A 20,034-nucleotide genomic window follows, 5' to 3' on the forward strand; every position below is an offset into this window, starting at 1 on the left:
GCGGCCCGGACCGGCAAGTCCCGTTCCGACGCCGGGCCGCCCGCTTGCCGGACGGGGAGTGATTCCACGATCAGGAGACCGACATGGCCGACAGCAAGACCCGTCCGTCGCCCGGCGACGCGTCGCAACCGCGGCGCCTGCTGGACCAGGCGCCGGTCGCGCCGGGCACGCAGGCGCCCGACGCGCAGCCACAGCACCAGGAGGATATGCAGCTGCCGCACGAACGCGACCAGAGCGTGCGCGGCGACTCGACCGGCAGCCACGGTACCGGCGCCGCGGGCGAGCGCCAGCGCGAAGTCATGGGCCAGGCGGGCGACGACCTCCAGCAGGGGCAGGTCGATACCGACTTGCGCACCACACCCGGCCTGGATGCCGAGCGGCGCGACCGGCTGGTCCCCGGACCGGCGCCCTCCGGCCCCACGCGCCGCGGCGGCGGCTGACCACCGCACCGCGCCTCCACGGCGCACCGCGCGACCGCACGGCACGCGCCAATGAAAACAGGGCCTCTTCGGGCCCTGTCCTTGTCTCCATCGCGCCTCGGGATTGATCGTCGGTCGTCAGCTGTGCTGGCGGCGCCGCTCAACGGCGTCGATGCGCAGCATCTGGCGGTACTTGGTCACCGTGCGCCGCGCCACCACCAGGCCCTGGCGGGCCAGTTGGCGCGTGATCTCGGCGTCGGACAGCGGGTTCTCGGGCCGCTCGGCCTCGATGATGTCCTTGATCAGCCCGCGGATCGCCGTGCCGGAGCAGGCGCTGCCGTTGCTGCTCACGATCGCGCGGGAGAAGAAGTACTTGAGCTCGTACACGCCGGTGGGCGTCGCCAGGTACTTGTTGTTGGTCACCCGCGAGACGGTCGATTCATGGATGCCGACCTCGTCGGCGATCTCCTTGAGCCCCAGCGGCTTCATCGCCATCGCGCCGAACTCGAGGAAGTGGCGCTGCCGGCGCACGATCGCGCTGGCCACGTCCAGGATGGTCGAGAAGCGCTGCTCGATGTTGCGCATCGTCCAGCGCGCCTCCTGCAGGTGGTTGGCCATCTCGGCATGCCCCTGCTGGCGATGGCGCTGGAACAGCTCCGCATAGACCTGGTTCATCCGCACCTTGGGAATGACCGCCGGATTGAGCTGCACCCGCCACTGGCCGCGCACCTTGGTCGTCAGCACGTCCGGCACGATGTAGGCGGCCTGCGTCGTCTCGTAGCGCCAGCCCGGCCGAGGATCGAAGCGGCGCAGCTTCAGGCAGACCGCCTCCGCTTCCGCCACGCTGACATCCAGCAACTGCGCCAGCGCCGGAATGTCGCGCGAGGCCAGCAGGTTCAGGTGCTGGGTGATGATGCGCTCGGCCAGCCGGCGGCTGCGGGCGTCCTCGATCTTGGGCAGCTGCAGCAGCAGGCATTCCGCGACGCTGCGCGCGCCCACGCCCAGCGGGTCCAGCGCCTGCACGCGCTTGAGCGCGATCTGCATCTCTTCCAGCGCCACCGGCGGTTGCATCTGGGCCACCGCGGCCAGCTCCTCCAGCGAGCTGCGCAGGTAGCCGTCGTCGTCGACCGATTCGGCCACGATGGTGGCCAGCACCAGGTCGCGCGGCGACAGCCGCAGCACGTTGAGCTGGCTGCGCAGGTGCTCGCGCAGGCAGGTCTGCGCGGCGGTCATCTCGAGCGCGCTGAGTTCGCCGTCTTCGGCGCGGCGCATCGAGCCGGAGCTCTCCGCGCGCCAGATCTCGCGATCGTCCGGCAGCGGCTCCGGGGTTTCGGCCATCACCGGCGACGGCGCCACCGGCACGTCGGCGTCCAGCGGCAGGGCTTCATCCGAGCCCTCGGTGACTTCGAGGAAGGGATTGCGCCCCAGCATGTCGGTGACCATGGTGGAGAAATCCAGCGAGGACATCTGCAGCAGCCGCACGGCATGCTGGAGGCGAGGCGACAGTGTCTGCGACTGCTTGTGCTCGTGCCTGAGTTCCATTGCTCCCACTTGTGAGACTCCTGTCCGGTAGAGGATGAAACTGCCCGCAACCGGTTCCGGAGGTCCCCGCCGCGGAGGACGGGAACGGGTTGCAGGCAGTGCCGGCGAACCGGCCTGATGGTCCTTCTGCGCAAGGACCATGCCACCTCGCCGCGACGGTTTCACATCGCGGAGCCGGCGTCATCCGGCGTGCCTGCCCGAAAGCCGCAAACCCACTGGGCACGGGGCCTGCCGGCGAATTGGTCGGACGCGACGGCGACCTCGGATTCATCGCTCGCGCGCCGGTCCGCGGCGTCCCGCAAGGTCGCGGGCCCTCTTTCACCGGCTCGATCGAGCAAGGCTTTCGGCACCGTTTACCGATGGCCGGCGTGGTCGTGCCCGCTCGCCGGCGCGCCATTCCAGTCCGTTGGGCGGGTAACCACCCGTACCGTGCCTGGGTCCCGCGCGCCCTCGGGTCATGGACGCGAGCGGCACGACGGCTGGCCCGGGGCTTGCTTCGAGCGTCCGACAGCCCCGTCCCTCCGTCATCCTTACATCTTGCGAGCCGCCACCCTGCCCCCGACCACGATGCGCCGCTGGGCGACGCGGGGCCTCCTCTTGATCGCGCTGGTCTTCCTGTTGAAGGAAGCGAGCGCCATCGTGCTGCCGGTCCTGGTGGCCCTGATCCTCACCTTCGTGCTGGCGCCGGCCGTGCGGACGATGCGGCACCATGGCATGCCCGAATCGGTGAGCGCCGCGATGCTGGTGACGACCGTGGTGGGCTGCAGCGTGCTGAGCGTGGCGCTCCTCGCGGAGCCTGCCGCGCAATGGTGGCAGCGCGCGCCCGAGGCGGTGACGCAGGCGCTGAACCGGGTCGACCGGTGGCGCGCGTCGATTCCGGGTTTCGGCCCGCCGGTCGAGCGGCGCAGCGCCGGCCGCGCGCCCGCCCCGCCCGCCGACCCGGTGCGCGACCGCCTGGCCAGCGAAGGCGTCGCCTTGACGGCGCAGGTGCTGGGCGGCGGCCTGAAGTTCCTGGTGTCGGCCGCGGCGACGACCATCCTGCTGTACTTCCTGCTGGCCTCCGAGCACTGGGTGCTGTCGCGCTGCATCGAGCTCCTGCCTCACCGCCCGCGGCTGCGCGCGATGGTGCTGGGAGGACTGCGCGCCGCCCAGCGCGACATCTCGCGCTACGTGGCCTCGGTCACCGCGATCAACGTCGGCATGGGGCTGGTGGTGGCCGGCACGATGTGGATGGTAGACCTGCCCAACCCGGGCCTGTGGGGCGCGCTGGCCGGGCTGCTCAACTTCATTCCCTACCTCGGGCCGCTGATCATGTGCGGCCTGCTGCTGGCCGCCTCGCTGGCCTCGGCGCTGGGCGACGCGGGCTTCGCGGCGATGAGCGCGCCGGTGCTGGCCTACCTCTGCATCCACGGGATCGAATCCAACTTCGTGACGCCGATGGTGATCGGCAAGCGGCTGTCGATGAACCCGCTGTCGGTGCTGCTGTCGGTGATGTTCTGGGGCTGGCTCTGGGGCGTCGCGGGCGCGGTGCTCGCGGTGCCGCTGCTGATCTGCCTGCGCAGCATCAGCCAGCGCAACCGCCACATGCGTCCCGTCGCGGTCTACCTGCGCGGCAGCGACCGGCCCTGCCCGCCGCTGAGCAGCTTGCTGCGCCCGCCGCCCTTGTCGTCGACGCCCTTGTCGCCGGCCGCCGTCTCGGCGGTCCCGCCCTCCTCGACGTCGCCCGTGACTTCCCTCGACGGCGCCGCCCCGGCGGCCCGTCCCGACGCCCTTGAACAGCACCGCCCATAATCTGCCGCCGCGACGCTCCCGCGTCCGCGCCGCCGGCCTCTGGCCGCGGCGGCATGACCGTTCCTCCGCCGCACCGCCCATGCCTTTGCCGATCCGTTCCCGCCTGCTCGTGCTCGTCCTGTCCGTGATGCTGCCGGGCATCATCGCGGCGCTGTGGGTCAGTTGGCGGACCTGGAGCGACGAGCAGGAAGCCACCGTGCGCCACATGCGCGACAGCACGCGCGCGCTCTCGATGGTGGTGGACAAGGAACTGGCGCGCCGCGCCGGCATCGCGCGGGTGCTGTCGCTGTCGCAGATCCTGGACAGCGCGCCGCAGGTCCCGCAGGACGACCTGGCGATGCTGGAGCTGCAGTCGCGCCGCGCGATGCAGGGCTTGTCGGGCTGGGTCGAGCTGAACGCGCCCGGCCGCACGCTCTTCAGCACCCGCCTGGCCAGCGGCCGCGTGCCCGACACGCCGCTCGCGCCGGCGGCCGCCGCGTCCGCACCGGGGCTGGCGGTGACCGGCCCGGCAGCCGTCGCCGCAGCGCCAGCGCCCCTCGAGCTGCCCACGACGGCCGCCTCGCGCCCGGTGCTGGTCCGCGAGGCCGTCCCGCTGATCGAGCAGGCCGTCATCGGCGACCTCGGGCCGGACCCCGCGACCGGCCAGTTGCGCGCGCAGATCGTCCAGCCGATCGAGCGCGGCGGGCATGTCTGGCTCAACATGAGCATCAGCGTCCTGCCGCAGGAGATGCAGCAGATCATCGATGCCCAGCGGCTCCCGCCCGACTGGACCGCCACGATCATGGACGGCCGCGGCACGGTGGTCGCCCGCCACCCGGGCGGCATCAGCTACGCCGGCCGCCCCGGCACCGACGATCTCCGGCGCCTGATGGCCACGCGCGAGGAAGCGCGCTTCGACTCGGTCAACCTGGACGGCAAGCCGGTGGTCGGTTATTTCACCAAGTCGCCGCAGGGCTGGACGGTGGTGACCGCGGTGCCGCGCGACAGCGGCATGGGCGGGCTGGGCGGCCGCACCGCGCTGCAGCCGATCGCCATCGGCGCGCTGCTGCTGGTGCTGGTCGGCATGTTCGGCGCGCTGTGGATCAGCCGGCGCATCTCCGGCCCGATCCACGCGCTCAGCGCGATCGCCAGCGAGCTGCGCGCCGGCGAGCCGGTGCGCGCGCCCAAGACCGGCATGCTGGAGTGCGACGAGGTCGCGCTGGCGCTGGCGGACGCCAGCGTCGCGATCCGGCAGGGGCGCTCGGAGCTCGAGGACCGCGTCAACGAGGCCATCGACCGCACCCGCGAGGCCGAGCAGCTCAGCTCGCGCTCGCAGCGCACGGCGGCGCTGGGCCGGCTGACCGGCGGCGTCGCGCACGACTTCAACAACCTGCTGGGCGTCATCAGCAACAGCGCCCACCTGATCCAGCGCAGCCCGCATGCGGAATCGCTGGCGATGCCGCTGGGCGCGATCATGCGTTCGGTCGACGTCGGCAGCCGGCTGACCCAGCACCTGCTGCGGGTGGCGGGCCGCCAGCCGGTGCATCCGCAGGTGGTGGACCTGCGCTCCACGCTCGGCGAGATGAACGAGCTGCTGGCCACCGTGCTGGGCAAGCGCATGCAGCTGACGATGACGATGGCGCCGGACCTGCCGAGCGTGCGGGTCGACCCTTCGGAGCTGGAGCTCGCGCTGATCAACATCGCGCTCAATGCGCGCGACGCGACCAACGGCATGGGCGAGATCACGCTGGAGGCCGGCCGCGCCGCGCCGGGCGACGTCCAGGACCTGGCGCCCGGGGAGTACGTCGCCATCAGCGTCTCCGACCGGGGGCCCGGCATTCCCGAGGACCTGCTGGTGCGCGTCTTCGAGCCCTTCTTCACCACCAAGCCGGTCGGCAAGGGGACGGGCCTGGGCCTGAGCCAGGTGCTGGGTTTCTGCGTGCAGGCCGGTGGCACCGCGCGCATCGCCAGCCAGCTGGGCGCCGGCACGACGGTGACCCTGCTGCTGCCCGCGCGCAGCAACGCGTCCGCCGGCGGCGGCGCCCGCGACGAGGTGGCGCAACCGGAGACGCGCGCCAACGCGCTGGCCGGCGCGCGGGTGCTGCTGGTCGAGGACAACGAGGAGCTCAACCGCGTCACCGCCAGCCTGCTGCGCAGCTTCTCGTGCCAGGTGCTGACGGCCAAGGACGCCGACGAGGCGCTGCAACTCTTCGGCAGCGGCGCGGCGGTGGACGTCGTGCTGTCGGACGTGGTGATGCCCGGCTCGATGGACGGCCAGGCGCTGGCGCGCGAGCTGCGCAAGCGCCGGCCGGGCCTGCCGGTGGTGCTGATCAGCGGCTACAGCGAGGCGCTCACCGCCGAGTCCTCCTTCATCGTGCTGCGCAAGCCGGCTTCGCCGTCGCAGATCCTGGAGGCGCTGCGGCGCGCGATGGGCCTGCCCACGGGTATGTGACTTGCTGAATCCAGGCATCTCCACTCCCCAACGGAAGGACTGCCATGGACAACAAGGATGTCATCGACGAGCTGAACACCCTGATCGAGACCTGCAAGGACGGCGAATACGGCTTCCTCAGCTGCGCCGAGCACGTCAAGAGCACCAGCCTGCGCGAAGTCTTCGCGCAGCGCGCGGCGGACTGCCGCCAAGCCTGCTCGGAGTTGCAGCAACTGGTGCGGCAGCACGGCGGCACCCCCGAGGATGACGGCAGCACCAGCGGCGCGATGCACCGCGGCTGGGTCGCGGTCAAGGGCACCCTGACCGGCTACAGCGACAAGGCCATGCTCGAGGAATGCGAGCGCGGCGAGGACGCCGCCGTGGGCCGCTATCGCAAGGCCGCGCAGAAGCCCCTGCCGGCCGGCGTGCTGGAAGTGGTGCAGCGCCAGCTGGCCGGCGTGCTGCGCAACCACGACCAGATCAAGCTGCTGCGCGATCAGGCGCGTAACGCCGAGAAGGTGTAAGCCCTCCCCGGACCGCACGGGAGCGCGCCGCTGGCGCGCTCCTCGTCGTTTCAGCGTGGGTCCTGGCGAGGGCCTTGGCGCCGACCGTGAGACGGCGCCGCGGCTTCATCCTGGGCCGCATCGCGGTCTGACGCGCCGCCCGCCGCCGCGCCCTGCGCCTGTCGCGCTTCCTCGCGCTGCTGCTTGCGGCCTTGGAGGAATCCAGCGATCACGCCCAGCAGCAGCTGCGTGACCTCGGGCCCGAGGCGGCCGCGCACGCGCGTCGGCATCAGGCCCCACAGCACCGTCAGCAGCTGCAGCATGCCGAGTTCCGGCCGGCCGCCGCCGCCCTCGTGCGCCGGGCCGGCGGCCGCGTCGCGATCATGGGCGTGGAAGGTCCGCGCGGTCGCGTCGTGCCGCCCGCCGCGCTCATGTCGCGCGTGACGGCGGCGCTTGCCCCGCACCAGGCGCCAGAACAGCCAGCTCGCGCCGGTGCCCAGGGCCGGCAGCAGCCAGCGGCTCGGCACCATCACGGCCTTGCCGCGCTGCTGCAGCGCCTCCCAATGCAGGCGGAACTCCAGGTCGCGCCGGACCACCCGCAGCTCGGCCATTTCGATGCGCAGGTTCAAGTCCTCGATCGTCTCCGTCGCGAGCTCGCGATCGGGGACGTCGGGAATGCGGCGGGGATCAGGGCGGGGTTGAGGTGTGGCCATCGGCGCTCGGTGCCTCGGGATCCATCGGATCGTTGAACAGCCAGTGGAACTGGCGACGCGAGGCCGGCAGCGCCAGCATCGGCGCCAGCGCCTTCATCGCGGCCACCACCCACAGCAGCAGCAGCAGGTTGACGGCCAGGATGCCGGCGAAGGCCCAGGGCCAGCTCAGGCCCAGGTGCACCGCCAGCGCCGCCAGCAGCGCCCACAGGGCGAGCCAGGCGGTCGCGCCGGCGATCGCGGCCACGACGCCGAGGATCGCCAGGCTGACCAGCCCGTGCCGGGCCCGGCGGAGCTCCAGCGCCAGCAGCAGCAAGCGGCCGGACAGCATGCCGCGCGCGGCGCGGGCCATGCCCTGGATCTCGCCCATCCAGCCCTGCCCGCCCGGCGGCACCGCGGCGCCCGGCGAGGCGTCGGCGGCGCTGCCCGGCGGCGCCCCGGAGGGCGGCGACGGCGGCGGCGGAAAGGGTGGCGGGAACGGGGGCGGGAAGGACGGCGAGCCGTGCGGCACGTCGCTCATGGGCGCGCCGGGCTCAGCGCGTCAGACGCGCGATCAGCAGGCCCACCGCCAGCGCGGTGCCCACGGCCATCAGCGGATGCTCGCGCACGTTCGCGCGCAGGCTGTCGCACCACTCGTTGCCGGTCGTGCGCAGCCGGTCGGCGCGCTCGTGCAGCAGCTCGTTCGTGTCTTCCAGGCTTTTCTGCAATTGCTGCGCCTTCGGCGCGGCGGTCGTCGCCAGGCGGTCGATGGTGGCGTGGGCCTTGTCGGCGACGCGATTCACCAGGTCGACCGCGGCGGTGCTGGACGGCGCGCTGCCGTTGGCGATCTTGGCGGCGTCGTCGGCCGTCGTGAACGGCACGGACTTGTCGCTCTTCTCGTTGTTGGGCGTGGTGCTCATGGGAAATTTCCTTTCGTCGTGCACGAGGGCGGCGGGAGTGCCGGGACAGTAATCGGGGTGACGGCAAGCCGCGTGCCGTCATTCGCAGGCGCGATTCAGCGTGGCAGCGGCGGCTTCGGATGAGCGTCCAGGCCGCGGTGCGGCGACTCGGCCACCTGCGGCCGACCGCCTTCGGGCTCGAGCAGCTCCTCGATGATGAAGTGCCCGTAATACTGGGCGCGCTCGGCCCGGTTGCGACGCGCGATCTCGGCGATCTCGCGCGCCTGCGCATCGTCCTTGGCCTTGACGACCAGGAAGTGGTAGCCGCGTTCGGCCAGCTCGCCATGGCTGCGCAGCAGGTTGATCTCCTGCCCGATCGCCGCCAGCGGGCTGGCATGGCGCAGGTCGCGCTCGACCAGCTTCACCATCTCGCGATCGTCCACCGCGTGCAGGTCGGCCTCGGCGATGCCGTGCGCCGCCAGCGCGGCGCGCGCCTGGCCCGCCTCGGCGGCGCCGGGGAAGCTGATCACCAGGTGGTCCACCGGCTTGTGGACGCCGAAGCTGGTGGGACGGTCGTCGTCGCTGCCGCCGGCGGCGCCGGCTCGGGTACTCGTGGCCATGACGGGCTCCTTGGAGTGGCGAGTCTTCCTCGGCAAGGCAAGCCTCGTACCCATCGCGCGCTTCGCCTTTCCGGATGGCGAAGCACGAAATCCCAAGCCCCCGACATCGTGTCAGGACCGTTGACGGATCGGTCGTCGGGCGGTTACACCGCTGGAGCCGAATGCGTGACATCCCCAAGGATTGGGACGCATCCGGGCACGAGGATTGCCCTTTTTCGCGACCAACTGAAGGACCAGGGAAGGAGCGAAACGATGAACGACGGTCTCACGTCGGTGCTGTACATCGAAGACAGCCCGCTCAACGTCATCGTGATGGAGGCGATGTTCGAGCAACGCCGCGACCTGCGGCTGCATGTGGCCGAGGCCGGCATGCCGGCCTGGCGCCTGAGCGCGCGGCTGCAGCCCTCGTTGCTGCTGGTGGACCTGAACCTGCCCGACTGCCACGGTTCCGACCTGCTGAAGCTGCTGCGCATGCGGCGCGGCTGGGCGCAGGTGCCGGCGATCGCGGTGACCGCCGATTCCGATTTCGACGCGCTCGGCGCGGGCTTCCTCGAGCTCTGGGCCAAGCCGCTGGACGTGCGCAAGACGCTGGACCGCCTGGCCGAGCTGCTGCCGCCGCCGCGTGGCGGGCAGCACCTGGGCGCCGAACGGACGGCACCGTCCGTTCAGGCCGGCGTCGTCATCGACCCGGCCGCCGACGGCCCGGCGCGCCGCGAGGCCGGCATGATGGCGCGGCACAAGCAGTCCTTGGCGCCGCGCCAGACCGATTACGGCTGGATGCGCTGAACGCGCCGCGGAGGCTGCCCTCGTGACTGTCTGGCTCGACGCCCCCCTCGCCACCCTCTCCCTACACGACCTCGACTTTTCCCGCGCGCCTGCCGGCAGGCCGGCGCGCGCGCGGCTGCGTCCCGCCGTCTTCCTCGACAAGGACGGCACGCTGACGGTCCCGGACGACGGCGCCATCACCGATCCGGCGCGGCTGCGCCTGATGCCGGGCGCCGGCGAGGCGCTCGCCCGGTTGCAGGCCGCGGGGCTGGCGCTGGTGCTGGTCACCAACGAGAGCGGCATCGCCCGCGGCGCGTTCACGCGGGTCCAGTTCGCCGGGCTGCAGGCGGCGCTGGTGCGGCGCCTGAAGGACGACTTCGGCGTGACGCTCGACGACGTGGCGGTCTGCCCGCATGCGCCCGATGCGCAGGGCCGGCCCGGCTGCCTGTGCCGCAAGCCCGCGCCGGGGATGCTTACCCGCGCCGCGCGGGCGCACGGCCTGGACCTGGCGCGGTCGACGATGGTGGGCGACCTGCTCGACGACGTCGAGGCCGGCCATCGCGCCGGCGCGTCCGGCCTGCTGCTGGACACCGGCGGCGAAACCACCTGGCGGCGCTCGCCACTGCGCGAGCCCGACGGCGTCTTCAGCGACTGGCCGTCGCTGTGCGATCACCTGCTGCGCGCGCACGCGTCCGCGTGGACCGTTGACGCGCAGGAGCCGCCGCTGGACCCTTTCGACGCGGCGGGCGCGGCGGCCGCTGCGGGCGCGCCGAAGGGCTTGTCGTCGCTGCCGATGTCGCCGTCGAGGCCCGCGGGCGCGGCGCCCGCGCCGACGGCGCCGGCATCGGCGTAGCGATCGCCACGCGCGGCTGCGTCCGCAGCAGCCCCAGCAGCCGGCGTTCGGCGACGCTCAGTCCGGGCAGCGCCGGGGGCGACTGCGTCCAGCGCTGCGTCGGCAGCGCGGCCAACTGGTCCGACTGCGCCCAGGCCAGCACGGCGGGATGGATGTAGGACTTGCGACAGACCGCGGCGGTATTGCCCAGGCGCGCGGCGACGTCCTTTACCGTCTGCTTCTGCGCGTCGACCGGCGCGGTGCCGGCGCGCGCATGCGCCAGCAGCAGGTCCAGCGCGAGCACGCTGGCATGCCAGGTGCGGAACACCTTGGCGCTGCAGGTCGGCCCGCCCGCCTCGGCGAGCCAGTCGTTCGCGTCCGAGGCATCGATGCGATGCGCGATGCCGGCTTCGTCCTCGTAGCCGAAGAGCTCCTGTCCCGGCAGGTCGCGGCAGCGCCGCACCAGCGCGGCCACGCGGTCGTCGCGCACGGCGAGCTGGTGCCGCACGCCGCTCTTGCCGGGGAAGCTCAGCAGCAGCGCGTCGCCCTTGACCTTCACGTGGCGCGACAACAGGCTGCTCAGGCCGTAGGAGCCGTTGCTGCGCGCGTACTCGCGATGGCCGATGCGCATCCAGGTGCGATCGAGCAGCCGCACCAGCGCCGCCAGCACCCGCTCGCGATCGAGGCCACCGTCGCGCAGGCGGCGTTGCACCTGGCGGCGCAGCCGCGGCAGGCGATGGCCGAAGTCCAGCAGCAGGCCGAACTTGTTCTCGCCCCGCAGCGCCATCCAGTCGGCGTGATAGCGGTACTGCTTGCGTCCGCGCGCGTCGCGCGCCGTGGCCTGGATGTGTCCGTCGTCGCGGGGACAGATCCAGACATCCACATAGGCCGGCGGGATGGCCAGCGCGCGGATGCGCCGCAGCGTGGCCTCGTCCCGCACCGGACGCCCGTCCGCGTCGACATACCGGAAGCCGCGGGCCGCGCGCACGCGGCGCAGTCCCGGTTCATCGTCACAGACCCAGCGCAGTCCCATCGGCTCGTCCTCCTGCCTTCCCCAGGCAGGGCGCATGCCGGGCCGCGCGACGAGCCGAGATCGCGCGTGCGACCGCCCGTTACTGCGCGGCCTTGTCGGCCGCCGCCGCGTCCTCCGCGGCGTATTCCTTGAGCCGGTTGTAGAGCGTCTTCAGGCTGATGCCGAGCACGGCCGCCGTCTGCTCCTTGTGATGCTTGTAGTGCTGCAGCGTGGCCAGGATGAAGGCCTTCTCGACCTGCGCCATCGAGCTGCCCAGCGGCATCGTGATCGACGGACCGGACGACTCGCCCGAGCCCGCGACCAGCGTCGGGACCGCGGGCGCCGCGGCGGGCTGCCCCGGCGCCGCGCCGAAGCTGGTCACCGCCGCCGCGGAGGCGGCCGTGGCCGGGATCTCGGCGCCCTCGCCCTTGGGCAGCCATTGCTCGTCGACGATGTCGCCGGCGGCCATCACGTAGGCGCGCTGGACCGCGTTGCGCAGCTCGCGCACATTGCCGGGCCAGTGGTAGGTCTGCAGCTGCGCCAGCGCCTTGGCGGTGAAGCGCTTGTTCTTGCCTTCCTTGGCCGCGATCTGGCGCAGGAAGTGGTCGGCCAGCAGCGGCACGTCGTCCAGGCGGTCGCGCAGCGGCGGCATCTCGATCGGGAAGACGTTGAGGCGGTACAGCAGGTCCTCGCGCAGCTTGCCCGCCTGCACCGCCTGCAGCAGCGGCCGGTTCGACGCGGCGATCACCCGCACGTCGGCATCCAGCGTGGTGGTCGAGCCCACGCGCATGAAGCGCCCGGTTTCCAGCACGCGCAGCAGCTTGACCTGCAGTTCCATCGGCATCTCGGTGAGCTCGTCCAGGAACAGCGTGCCGCCGCTGGCGCGCTCGAAGAAACCTTCGTGCTGCTTGTCCGCGCCGGTGAAGGCGCCCTTCTCGTGGCCGAAGATCTCGCTCTCGATCAGGTTGGGCGAGATGGCGCCGCAGTTGACCGCCAGGAACGGCTTCTTGCGGCGGCGGCTGAGGTCGTGGACGGTCTGCGCCACCAACTCCTTGCCGGTGCCGCTTTCGCCGTTGATGAAGACCGACACGCTGGTGCCGGCCACGCGCGAGATCTGCTCGTAGATCCGCTGCATCGGCTGGGTGCGGCCCCAGAGCAGGCCGAAGTGGCCGCTCTGCGCGAGGTTGGCGTTCAGCTCGGACACCTCCGCCTGCAGCGCGGCGGGCTTCATCACCCGCGACAGCACGCCCTGCAGCTGCGTGATGTTGATGGGCTTGACCAGGTAGTCGGCGGCGCCCATGCGCAGCGCCTGGATGGAGGTGTCCAGGCTGGCGTGGCCGGTGATCAGCACCACCTCGGAATTGGCCACCAGCTGCGGGTCCTGGAACAGCTCCATCCCGTTGCCGTCGGGCAGTTGCAGGTCGAGCAGCACGACATCGGGCTGCTGCAGCGCGATGTGCCTCCGGGCATCGCGCAAGGTGTGGGCCACCGACACGGTGAATTTCTCGCTCGCAATCAGTTCCTGCAGGGTGGCGACGGAATCGACATCGTCATCCACGATCAACGCATGGGTCACCGGTACATCCTTGTGTGTGGGGGGAACACGCCTGGGCGTGGGGATTCGACGATTCGTGATGAATGTCTGTCGAACCCGGATAACTCATTCTTGCAGCAAGCGGCCGGCTTGCCAGCCCCTGCCTGAACTCATTTGAAAAAAATTCCGGTGACGACCTGGCGATCAACAACCAGGCACGCACGACATTCGAACAATGGCGCACGAAAACGGCACCGGGAGGCGGTCCGCGGACCGCGCCGGTGCCGGCCAAGGGAAGGTCGGGTCAGACATCCCGGCGGCGACGCTGGATCCATCCCACCAAGGCCAAGGCGACGACCAGGGTGAGGAAGTTGCGGATCTCGAAGGTGGCGTCGGCGGGCTCGTCTTCCGTGTCGATGGCGGCGGACGGGCCGGGCGCGGGGACTGTCTGCAAGACCGGCGTCTGGGCTGGAGCAGCGGTTCTGACGGCGGCCGGGTGGCGGTGGGAGGGGCTGTGCGCCGGGGCCGCGGCCTCCGGTCGGCTCAGCGCCGCGAGCTTGGCACCCTCCAGGAAACTGCCGGAGCTGTCCGCCTGGACCGCGGTCGCGGCCAGCATCAGCGGCATCGCCCAGGCGAGCTTGCGCAGGTGCATGAAAAACCTCCTGTGATGGAAAAACGGGGTGTCGATCCGGGGATCGAGCGCGGCGCGGACATCCGTCCGGCCGCGCAGGCGCCGCACGTCCGCGCGCGGCCCGCGACCAGGGCAAGCGCCGTGCCCGGCGGAACGTTCGGTGACGATTTCGCACCGTTTTTCGGGACATCAGGAGGTGGCGCTCCGGCCCGCCGCCGACCTCGCGAACACGGGACAGCCCCGCCACGATCAGGGCGGGCTCATCTCCCGTCGCAAGGCCTGACCGGGCAGCACCGCCGGCACTCGCGCGGCGGCGGCGACGGTCAGCGGCAGGTCGTCCGCGGCGATCATCACGCGCGCGTCTGCGGCCAGCGCCGCCAGTTCGCCGATGGAGGACACCGGCGGCAAGACCTGTCCCCGCGCGGGCATGGCCGCGCGCAATTCCGCCAGCGCGGCTTCGTCGCCGGGCAGCGCGCACAGGACCACCGCGGTGTCGTCGGCCCAGGTGTCGATCAGCACGTCCACGGCCGCGGCGTAGGCCGCCATCGGGCAGTGCCGCGCGCCGCCGCCGCCGGGGCACACCAGCAGGTAGCGCTGACCGAAGCGCAACCCCGCTTGCTGCAAGGCGTTCCGCATCTGGTGGCTGTCCTTGGGCAGCAGGCGCAGCCGCGGCCGCTCGTCCGCCGTGCGCATGCCCACATGGCCGACGAGATCGAGTTGGCGACGCGTGTCGTCCTGGGCGGTGTCGTCGCCCAGCAGTTCGTCGCTGAGCAGCCCGTGCGCCGGCTCGCGCACCTGGGCGAGCGTCAGCGGGATGCCGGCCATGCGGCACAGCAGCGCCGCCGGCAACGCCGCCTGCGAGGAAGCCGCGAACAGCACCGCCGCGTCGAAGTGGCTGCGGCGCAGCTTGCGCACCAGGTGCATCTCGGCATCGCCGCGCATGGTGGACGGTTCTGCGTTCAGCGCGGCGGCGCCGTCGGCGGTCCAGGGCGCGTTGAAGGTGAGCAGTTCGTCGACCGCTTGCAGGTGCGGTCGCAGGACGAGGGCCTCCGGCGCGGCGAGCAGCGTCCGCTGCGTCCACGGCATCGTCTCGTGCAGGGCCGCGAAGGCGGCCGTCGAAGCCAGCACGCCGGCGACGCCGTCGAGCCGCACCAGCAGCACGCGGCGCACGTTGCACCAGCGGCGATGGCGCGCCTCGGCCAGCGAGCGCGCGTCGACCGGCGCCGCGCCGTCGAGCACGGGAACGCCCGCCTCGCCCAGTCCGGGAGGGCTCGGCGGGCGGGCGCGCTGTTCGAGGCTCGTCGCGATCATGAGGCTCGCGCGGCAAGCGGCATGCCGGACCAACAACAAGCATCCACGCGGTCTGCCGCGTGATCGCCCGCTCGCGTTCGGCTGCCGTTCCGTTGTACCGCCGCGCTGATCGCGTCACCGCGACGCGCGGCTCATCGCGGCCTCACTTGGTCTTGCTGGAGGACGCCCCCGAGGAGGTACCGGAGGACGAGCCCGGCGTCGTGCTGCTGGATGCGCCGGGCGTGGCGCCGGTGGAGGCGCTGGACAGGCTGGACGACCCGCTGGTGGTGGACTGGCCGCTCTCGTGCGTCCCGGTGCCGCTACCCAGCGTGTTGCCGCCCTGCCCGAAGCGCGTCGAGTCGCTGGTGTCCTGCGAACTCATCGACTGCCCCGACGAGGATCCGGTGCCGCTGGACGAGCCCTGCCGCGAGGAGCGCTCCGACCGCCACTTGTTGAAGTCCTCGGAGAACTTCTGGTAGCGGTCCTGGCGCCAGCCGTGATAGTCGTTGTCGAGGCTGCGCATCTGCTCGGCGCGCCATTGCTCGTAGTCGGGGTCGTAATGCTGCCGGCGCTGCGACTGGGCGCCGTAGCCGCCGCCCTGTTCGCCGTAACCGCCGTAGCTGCCCGAACCACCCGAACCGCCATAGCTGCCGGACTGGCCACCATAACCGCCAGACTGCCCTCCGTAGCCGCCGGACTGGCCGCCATAGCCGCCACGCTGGCTGCCCGGATAACCGCGACCTTCGAGTCCGCCACCCTGCGCGTCCTGGCTGCCGCCGTAATGCTCGCCGAGCGAGGCGCCATAGCTGCTGCTCGAGCTGGAGCCGGCCATGCCGCCATAGTCACCGCGGCGACCGGCGTCCTCGCGCCAGCCTTCATGGCGCGGTCCCTGGTCGCGATAGCCGCCCGAGCCGGTACTGTCACGCCCGTAGCCGCTGGACGCGCCATAGCTGCGGCTGCCGTAATCGCCGGACCCGCTGTAGCCGCCGTAGCCACCGCTGTCGCCCTGGCTGCCACCGCCGTAGTTGCCGCTCATCGAGCGCCCGCGATCACCGCCCCAACCTTCGTTCTCGTAGCCGCCGCGGTAGCCACCCTGGCTCTGGAAGTCGCCGTGGCTGCGGTAGTCCTGGCGGTAGTCGTCGCGCTCGTCACGGCCCTGACCATAGCTGCCGCCGTAACCGCCGCCGTAGCTGCCGCCGCGCGAGTCATCCGGGTCGGCCTGGAAGCTCGAGCCCTGGTAGGCCGCCTGCTGGTCCTCCCGCGACCGGTCCTGGCCGCGCTGGCTGCCCGTCTGCGCCCCGTAGTGCGAACGATCGCGATCGCCCTGGCCCCACTGGTTGTCCTGACGCTGATCCTGTCTGCCTCGTTGCCCATACTGGTTCATGGCACTTCCTTTCAGGCGTTTCGCCGGTTGTACAAACCCGGCGGCCCATGCCGCCGAATCCACAAGGGATCAAGGCAAACCTCATGCCGGCGTCGACGGACCTGATGGCCGGAATCCCCGTGTTCATCGGGCATCCACGGGTCGTCAGGGGAACGGCTACGGGACGTCGGCGCGGCGTCGGCACCGCGCCGACAAAGGTTTCAGCGAGCCTGCAGCGCCCGCGCCGCGGTGGCGGCCGCCTGCTCCCGCAGGCTGTGGCGCTTGGCGAAGGCCCAGCTGAGTTCGGCACCCATCAGGAAGACCTGCGTCGAGTAGTAGACCCACAGCATCATCACCACCAGCGACGCCGCCGCGCCGTAGGCGGAACTGACGCCGCTGCGGCCGATGTAGAGCCCGATCAGCGTCTTGCCCAGGCTGAACAGCGCCGAGGTGATCAGCGCGCCCACCCAGACGTCGCGCCAGCGCACCGGCACGTCCGGCACCCATTTGTAGATGACGGCGAACATCACGGTGATCAGCGCATAGGCGAGCGTGGCGTTCAGCACCTGCGCCAGCAGCACGAACTCCGCGCCCAGCCAGCCGGTCCACCACTTGCTGATCGCCGCCAGCGCGGCGCTGGCCACCATCGACACCATCGACAGGAAACCCAGGCCGAGGATCAGCCCGAGGGACAGCAGCCGCTTGCGCAGCAGCGTCAGCAGGCTCTTCCAGACGGGACCGCTATTCGCCAGCGGCGCCTTCCAGATGCGGTTGAGCGAGTTCTGCAGCTCGGCGAAGACCGAGGTCGCGCCCACCAGCAGCACGACGGTCCCGATCGCGGCGGCCCAGCCACCCTCGTCGGGCCGGTTCACGCGCTTGAGCAGGTCCTCCACGGCCATCGCGCCCTGCGTGCCCAGCAGGTCGGAGAGCTGCGCCATCACCTCGCCGCGCGCGGCCTGCTCGCCGAACACCAGCCCGGCCACGCTGATGACGATCAGCAGCAGCGGCGCGATCGAGAACAGCGTGTAGTAGGCCAGCGCCGCGCCCATGCTGGGCGCGTTGTCGTCGCTCCAGCCTTGCGCGGCCTCGCTGACGATGTCGACGGCTTCACGGACGGCGGTGGGCAGCTTGGGCATGCGGGAGGGCCGCGGCGCGGCGGTGAAGGGTTCCCTTGTTCAGGCAAGGGAAATTCCCGGTCGAGTTGCGTACGGGCGAGGGGCGGGTGAGCGGGTGGCTGGGAGGAGCGCGGCACGCGATTTGCCTCCTTCCCCTTATCGCAACTGACTAGGAGAACCCCCTCATGGCCAGCACCACCATCGCCTCCGATCGCGTCGAAGGCACCAAGGTCTACAACGGCAACGGCGACAAGCTCGGCACCATCGACAACCTGGTGATCGACAAACGCTCGGGACTCGTCCGCTATGCAGCCCTGGAGTTCGGCGGCTTCATGGGCATCGGCACCGACCGCTATCCCATCCCCTGGAACATGCTCAAGTACGACACCAGCCTCGACGGCTACGTCGTCCCCCTGCGCGAAGACCAGCTCGAGAAGGCCCCACGCTACGCCCAGACCGACCGCCCCGAGTACACCGACGAGTACGGCCGCAAGGTCTACGACTACTATGGCGTCGCCTGGATGTGACGCCCGCCGCGGCGCCCGGCTGGGCGCGGGGCGGCGTTGCAGATCCTCGCCATAGCGCCGCTATGGCTCCGGTCTGCGCCTAGCCCCGCATCCCAGCCGGACACCGCGGCAGGCATCACATCTGTCTCGCCGCGCACGACTGCCCCTTGACCGAGGGCGCGGTGGGCAAAGACAAACGCCCCGTGGAAGCGGGGCGTTTTTTCTTGTGCGCGAGTCGCGTCAGGAGGGCTGGGCGCCGTCCTCGGACGGCCAGTCCCGGATGTAGGCCTTCAGCATTCGGTTCTCGAAATCCTGCGCATCCACCACCGTCTTGGCCACGTCGTAGAACGAAATCACGCCCATCAACTGCTTGCCATTGAGCACCGGCATGTAGCGCGCGTGACGACCCAGCATCATCCGCCGCACCTCGTCGATCTCGGTCTCCGGCGTGCAGGTCAGCGGCGCATCATCCATCACGCTGCGCACCAGCCGCGTCCCGACACTCCCGCCATTGCCCACCACCGCCTGGATGACCTCGCGGAAGGTGAGCATGCCCACCAGGTCGCCAAACTCCATCACGACCAGCGAGCCGATGTCGCGCTCGGCCATGGTCTCGGCCGCTTGCGCCAGCGGCGTGTCCGGAGAGACAGTGAACAGCGTGCTGCCCTTGACGCGCAGGATGTCGGAGACTTTCATGGTCGCCTGAGAAAAACGTGAGGAAAAGTTGGCCGCCAACATAGCACACAATGCCCGGCGCCAGACCTCACCTCACCGCATCACAAGCAGGAGACCACCCATGTCAGGTCCTTCCGACCCGGGCTTTGATACCTTGGCGCTACACGCCGGCGCCGCGCCCGACCCCAGCACCGGCGCCCGCGCCGTGCCGCTGCACCTGACCACCTCCTTCGTGTTCGAAAGCGCCGAACAGGCCGCCGGCCTGTTCAACATGGAGCGCAGCGGACACGTCTACTCCCGGCTGTCCAACCCGACGACCGCCGTGCTGGAGGAACGCATCGCCGCACTCGACGGCGGCGTCGGCGCCATCGCCACCGCCAGCGGCCAGGCCGCACTGCACCTGGCCATCGCCACGATCGCCAGCGCCGGGGACCACATCGTGGCCTCGAGCGCGCTGTACGGCGGCTCGCACAATCTGCTGCACTACACGCTCAAGCGCTTCGGCATCTCGACAACCTTCGTCCGGCCCGGCGACCTCGACGCCTGGCGCGCGGCGATCCGGCCCGAGACCCGGCTGCTGCTCGGCGAAAGCCTGGGCAACCCGGGACTGGACGTGCTGGACATCCCCGCCATCGCCCAGATCGCCCACGACGCCCACCGCCCGCTGCTGGTGGACGCGACCTTCGCAACCCCCTACCTGCAGCAGCCGATCGCGCTGGGCGCCGACCTGGTCCATCACTCGGCGACCAAGTTCCTCTGCGGCCACGGCACCGTGGTGGGCGGGCTGCTGGTCGACGGCGGCCGCTTCGACTGGGACCGCGCCCACGCGGCCAGCGGCGACCGCCGCCGCTACGCCGAACTCTGCGAACCCTACGACGGCTTCCACGGCATGGTGTTCAGCGAGGAAAGCACGGTGGGCGCCTTCCTGCTGCGCGCGCGCCGCGAAGGCCTGCGCGACTTCGGCGCCTGCATGAGCCCGCACACCGCCTGGCTGATGCTGCAAGGCATCGAGACGCTGCCGCTGCGCATGCAGCGCCACGTGAGCAACGCCCAGCGGATCGCCGAGTTCCTCGAATCGCAGGACATCGTCGAACGCGTCAACTACCCCGGCCTGCCCTCGCACCGCGACCACGCGCTGGCGCAGCGCCTGCTGCCCAAGGGCGCCGGCGCGGTGTTCAGCTTCGACCTGAAGGGCGGCCGCGAGCCCGGCCGGCGCTTCATCGAATCGCTGCGGCTGTTCTCGCACCTGGCCAATGTCGGCGATGCGCGCTCGCTGGTGATCCATCCCGCCTCGACGACGCATTTCCGCATGGACGACGCGGCGCTCGCCGCCTCCGGCATCGGCGCAGGAACGATCCGGCTGTCGATCGGCCTGGAGGATCCCGAGGACCTGATCGCCGATCTCAAGTCCGCATTGAAGGTGGCCGCCAAATGAGCG

19 protein-coding genes and 1 pseudogene are annotated in these 20,034 nt (G+C 71.2%); 8 read left to right on the plus strand and 12 right to left on the minus strand.

Going from position 1 to position 20,034, the window contains the following annotated elements:
• Positions 1-83 precede the first annotated feature (83 nt).
• Positions 84-440 carry a hypothetical protein gene (locus tag FHT37_RS07235; protein WP_183479821.1) on the plus strand — a complete coding sequence of 119 codons (357 nt, stop codon included), beginning with the start codon at positions 84-86 and terminating at the stop codon, positions 438-440.
• Positions 441-557: 117 nt separating this feature from the next.
• Here the strand turns inward: FHT37_RS07235 and rpoN are convergent, their stop codons facing one another.
• Entirely contained in the window at positions 558-1,961 is a 1,404-nt protein-coding gene (gene rpoN / locus FHT37_RS07240) for an RNA polymerase factor sigma-54 (protein ID WP_221210973.1), read from the minus strand.
• A 537-nt stretch (positions 1,962-2,498) separates the two neighbouring features.
• Here rpoN and FHT37_RS07245 point away from each other — a divergent pair.
• From FHT37_RS07245 to FHT37_RS07255, 3 genes are all read left to right on the plus strand, one after another.
• Entirely contained in the window at positions 2,499-3,752 is a 1,254-nt protein-coding gene (locus FHT37_RS07245) for an AI-2E family transporter (protein ID WP_175538284.1), read from the plus strand.
• 79 nt (positions 3,753-3,831) lie between these two features.
• A complete protein-coding gene (locus tag FHT37_RS07250) occupies positions 3,832-6,183 on the plus strand; it encodes an ATP-binding protein (protein WP_183479824.1) in 2,352 nt (783 codons plus the stop codon).
• A gap of 44 nt (positions 6,184-6,227) precedes the next feature.
• Positions 6,228-6,686, plus strand: coding sequence for a PA2169 family four-helix-bundle protein (locus tag FHT37_RS07255; protein ID WP_147242642.1), 459 nt, complete (start codon positions 6,228-6,230; stop codon positions 6,684-6,686).
• 50 nt (positions 6,687-6,736) lie between these two features.
• Here the strand turns inward: FHT37_RS07255 and FHT37_RS07260 are convergent, their stop codons facing one another.
• The 4 genes from FHT37_RS07260 to FHT37_RS07275 form a co-directional block, all read right to left on the minus strand.
• Positions 6,737-7,378, minus strand: a complete 642-nt coding sequence (locus tag FHT37_RS07260; RefSeq protein WP_183479826.1) for a hypothetical protein — start codon at positions 7,376-7,378, stop codon at positions 6,737-6,739.
• Positions 7,353-7,895 (minus strand): hypothetical protein, encoded by a 543-nt coding sequence (locus tag FHT37_RS07265; protein ID WP_183479828.1) that lies wholly within the window; start codon positions 7,893-7,895, stop codon positions 7,353-7,355. The genes FHT37_RS07260 and FHT37_RS07265 overlap by 26 nt, the downstream gene beginning before the upstream one ends.
• 13 nt (positions 7,896-7,908) lie before the next feature.
• Entirely contained in the window at positions 7,909-8,274 is a 366-nt protein-coding gene (locus tag FHT37_RS07270; RefSeq protein ID WP_091724791.1) for a YqjD family protein, read from the minus strand.
• 95 nt (positions 8,275-8,369) lie between these two features.
• Positions 8,370-8,873, minus strand: coding sequence for a hypothetical protein (locus tag FHT37_RS07275; protein WP_183479830.1), 504 nt, complete (start codon positions 8,871-8,873; stop codon positions 8,370-8,372).
• A 252-nt stretch (positions 8,874-9,125) separates the two neighbouring features.
• On the opposite strand from FHT37_RS07275, the gene FHT37_RS07280 reads away from it, so the two are divergent.
• Both FHT37_RS07280 and FHT37_RS25305 read left to right on the plus strand, forming a co-directional pair.
• Entirely contained in the window at positions 9,126-9,659 is a 534-nt protein-coding gene (locus FHT37_RS07280) for a response regulator (protein ID WP_183479832.1), read from the plus strand.
• 22 nt (positions 9,660-9,681) lie between these two features.
• Positions 9,682-10,230, plus strand: a pseudogene (locus tag FHT37_RS25305) (D-glycero-alpha-D-manno-heptose-1,7-bisphosphate 7-phosphatase); the annotation flags it as partial.
• 52 nt (positions 10,231-10,282) lie between these two features.
• Here FHT37_RS25305 and FHT37_RS07285 read toward each other — a convergent pair.
• The 6 genes from FHT37_RS07285 to FHT37_RS07310 all read right to left on the minus strand — a co-directional run bounded on the left by FHT37_RS07285 (position 10,283) and on the right by FHT37_RS07310 (position 17,436).
• The gene (locus tag FHT37_RS07285) at positions 10,283-11,503 is read right to left on the minus strand and encodes a DNA topoisomerase IB (RefSeq protein WP_183479834.1); all 1,221 of its coding nucleotides are present in this window, start codon (positions 11,501-11,503) and stop codon (positions 10,283-10,285) included.
• 79 nt (positions 11,504-11,582) lie between these two features.
• Complete coding sequence (locus FHT37_RS07290; RefSeq protein ID WP_147242506.1) at positions 11,583-13,058, minus strand: sigma-54 dependent transcriptional regulator; 1,476 nt, start codon at positions 13,056-13,058, stop codon at positions 11,583-11,585.
• 262 nt (positions 13,059-13,320) lie between these two features.
• Entirely contained in the window at positions 13,321-13,668 is a 348-nt protein-coding gene (locus FHT37_RS07295; protein ID WP_183479836.1) for a hypothetical protein, read from the minus strand.
• Between the two features lie 228 nt (positions 13,669-13,896).
• Positions 13,897-14,958, minus strand: a complete 1,062-nt coding sequence (locus FHT37_RS07300) for a glycosyltransferase family 9 protein (RefSeq protein WP_183479838.1) — start codon at positions 14,956-14,958, stop codon at positions 13,897-13,899.
• 142 nt (positions 14,959-15,100) lie between these two features.
• On the minus strand, positions 15,101-16,321 hold the full coding sequence (locus FHT37_RS07305) for a hypothetical protein (RefSeq protein ID WP_183479840.1): 1,221 nt from the start codon (positions 16,319-16,321) through the stop codon (positions 15,101-15,103).
• Between the two features lie 200 nt (positions 16,322-16,521).
• The gene (locus FHT37_RS07310; RefSeq protein WP_175538285.1) at positions 16,522-17,436 is read right to left on the minus strand and encodes a YihY/virulence factor BrkB family protein; all 915 of its coding nucleotides are present in this window, start codon (positions 17,434-17,436) and stop codon (positions 16,522-16,524) included.
• A gap of 164 nt (positions 17,437-17,600) precedes the next feature.
• On the opposite strand from FHT37_RS07310, the gene FHT37_RS07315 reads away from it, so the two are divergent.
• Positions 17,601-17,942, plus strand: a complete 342-nt coding sequence (locus tag FHT37_RS07315) for a PRC-barrel domain-containing protein (protein ID WP_147242765.1) — start codon at positions 17,601-17,603, stop codon at positions 17,940-17,942.
• A 219-nt stretch (positions 17,943-18,161) separates the two neighbouring features.
• Here FHT37_RS07315 and FHT37_RS07320 read toward each other — a convergent pair whose 3' ends face one another.
• Positions 18,162-18,617, minus strand: a complete 456-nt coding sequence (locus FHT37_RS07320; protein ID WP_091724801.1) for a CBS domain-containing protein — start codon at positions 18,615-18,617, stop codon at positions 18,162-18,164.
• 100 nt (positions 18,618-18,717) lie between these two features.
• On the opposite strand from FHT37_RS07320, the gene FHT37_RS07325 reads away from it, so the two are divergent.
• Positions 18,718-20,031 (plus strand): O-acetylhomoserine aminocarboxypropyltransferase, encoded by a 1,314-nt coding sequence (locus FHT37_RS07325; protein ID WP_183479842.1) that lies wholly within the window; start codon positions 18,718-18,720, stop codon positions 20,029-20,031.
• Positions 20,032-20,034 lie beyond the last annotated feature (3 nt).

Origin of the sequence: Mitsuaria sp. BK037 (assembly GCF_014193045.1) — a bacterium.
Classification (GTDB): domain Bacteria; phylum Pseudomonadota; class Gammaproteobacteria; order Burkholderiales; family Burkholderiaceae_C; genus Roseateles.

Bases quoted from the DNA above. Each gene is read 5' to 3' on its own strand.
- FHT37_RS07235 (WP_183479821.1), top strand. From the start codon at position 84: ATGGCCGACAGCAAGACCCGTCCGTCGCCCGGCGACGCGTCGCAACCG.
- rpoN (WP_221210973.1), bottom strand. From the start codon at position 1,961: ATGGAACTCAGGCACGAGCACAAGCAGTCGCAGACACTGTCGCCTCGC.
- FHT37_RS07250 (WP_183479824.1), top strand. From the start codon at position 3,832: ATGCCTTTGCCGATCCGTTCCCGCCTGCTCGTGCTCGTCCTGTCCGTG.
- FHT37_RS07255 (WP_147242642.1), top strand. From the start codon at position 6,228: ATGGACAACAAGGATGTCATCGACGAGCTGAACACCCTGATCGAGACC.
- FHT37_RS07260 (WP_183479826.1), bottom strand. From the start codon at position 7,378: ATGGCCACACCTCAACCCCGCCCTGATCCCCGCCGCATTCCCGACGTC.
- FHT37_RS07265 (WP_183479828.1), bottom strand. From the start codon at position 7,895: ATGAGCGACGTGCCGCACGGCTCGCCGTCCTTCCCGCCCCCGTTCCCG.
- FHT37_RS07270 (WP_091724791.1), bottom strand. From the start codon at position 8,274: ATGAGCACCACGCCCAACAACGAGAAGAGCGACAAGTCCGTGCCGTTC.
- FHT37_RS07275 (WP_183479830.1), bottom strand. From the start codon at position 8,873: ATGGCCACGAGTACCCGAGCCGGCGCCGCCGGCGGCAGCGACGACGAC.
- FHT37_RS07280 (WP_183479832.1), top strand. From the start codon at position 9,126: ATGAACGACGGTCTCACGTCGGTGCTGTACATCGAAGACAGCCCGCTC.
- FHT37_RS07285 (WP_183479834.1), bottom strand. From the start codon at position 11,503: ATGGGACTGCGCTGGGTCTGTGACGATGAACCGGGACTGCGCCGCGTG.
- FHT37_RS07295 (WP_183479836.1), bottom strand. From the start codon at position 13,668: ATGCACCTGCGCAAGCTCGCCTGGGCGATGCCGCTGATGCTGGCCGCG.
- FHT37_RS07300 (WP_183479838.1), bottom strand. From the start codon at position 14,958: ATGATCGCGACGAGCCTCGAACAGCGCGCCCGCCCGCCGAGCCCTCCC.
- FHT37_RS07305 (WP_183479840.1), bottom strand. From the start codon at position 16,321: ATGAACCAGTATGGGCAACGAGGCAGACAGGATCAGCGTCAGGACAAC.
- FHT37_RS07310 (WP_175538285.1), bottom strand. From the start codon at position 17,436: ATGCCCAAGCTGCCCACCGCCGTCCGTGAAGCCGTCGACATCGTCAGC.
- FHT37_RS07315 (WP_147242765.1), top strand. From the start codon at position 17,601: ATGGCCAGCACCACCATCGCCTCCGATCGCGTCGAAGGCACCAAGGTC.
- FHT37_RS07320 (WP_091724801.1), bottom strand. From the start codon at position 18,617: ATGAAAGTCTCCGACATCCTGCGCGTCAAGGGCAGCACGCTGTTCACT.
- FHT37_RS07325 (WP_183479842.1), top strand. From the start codon at position 18,718: ATGTCAGGTCCTTCCGACCCGGGCTTTGATACCTTGGCGCTACACGCC.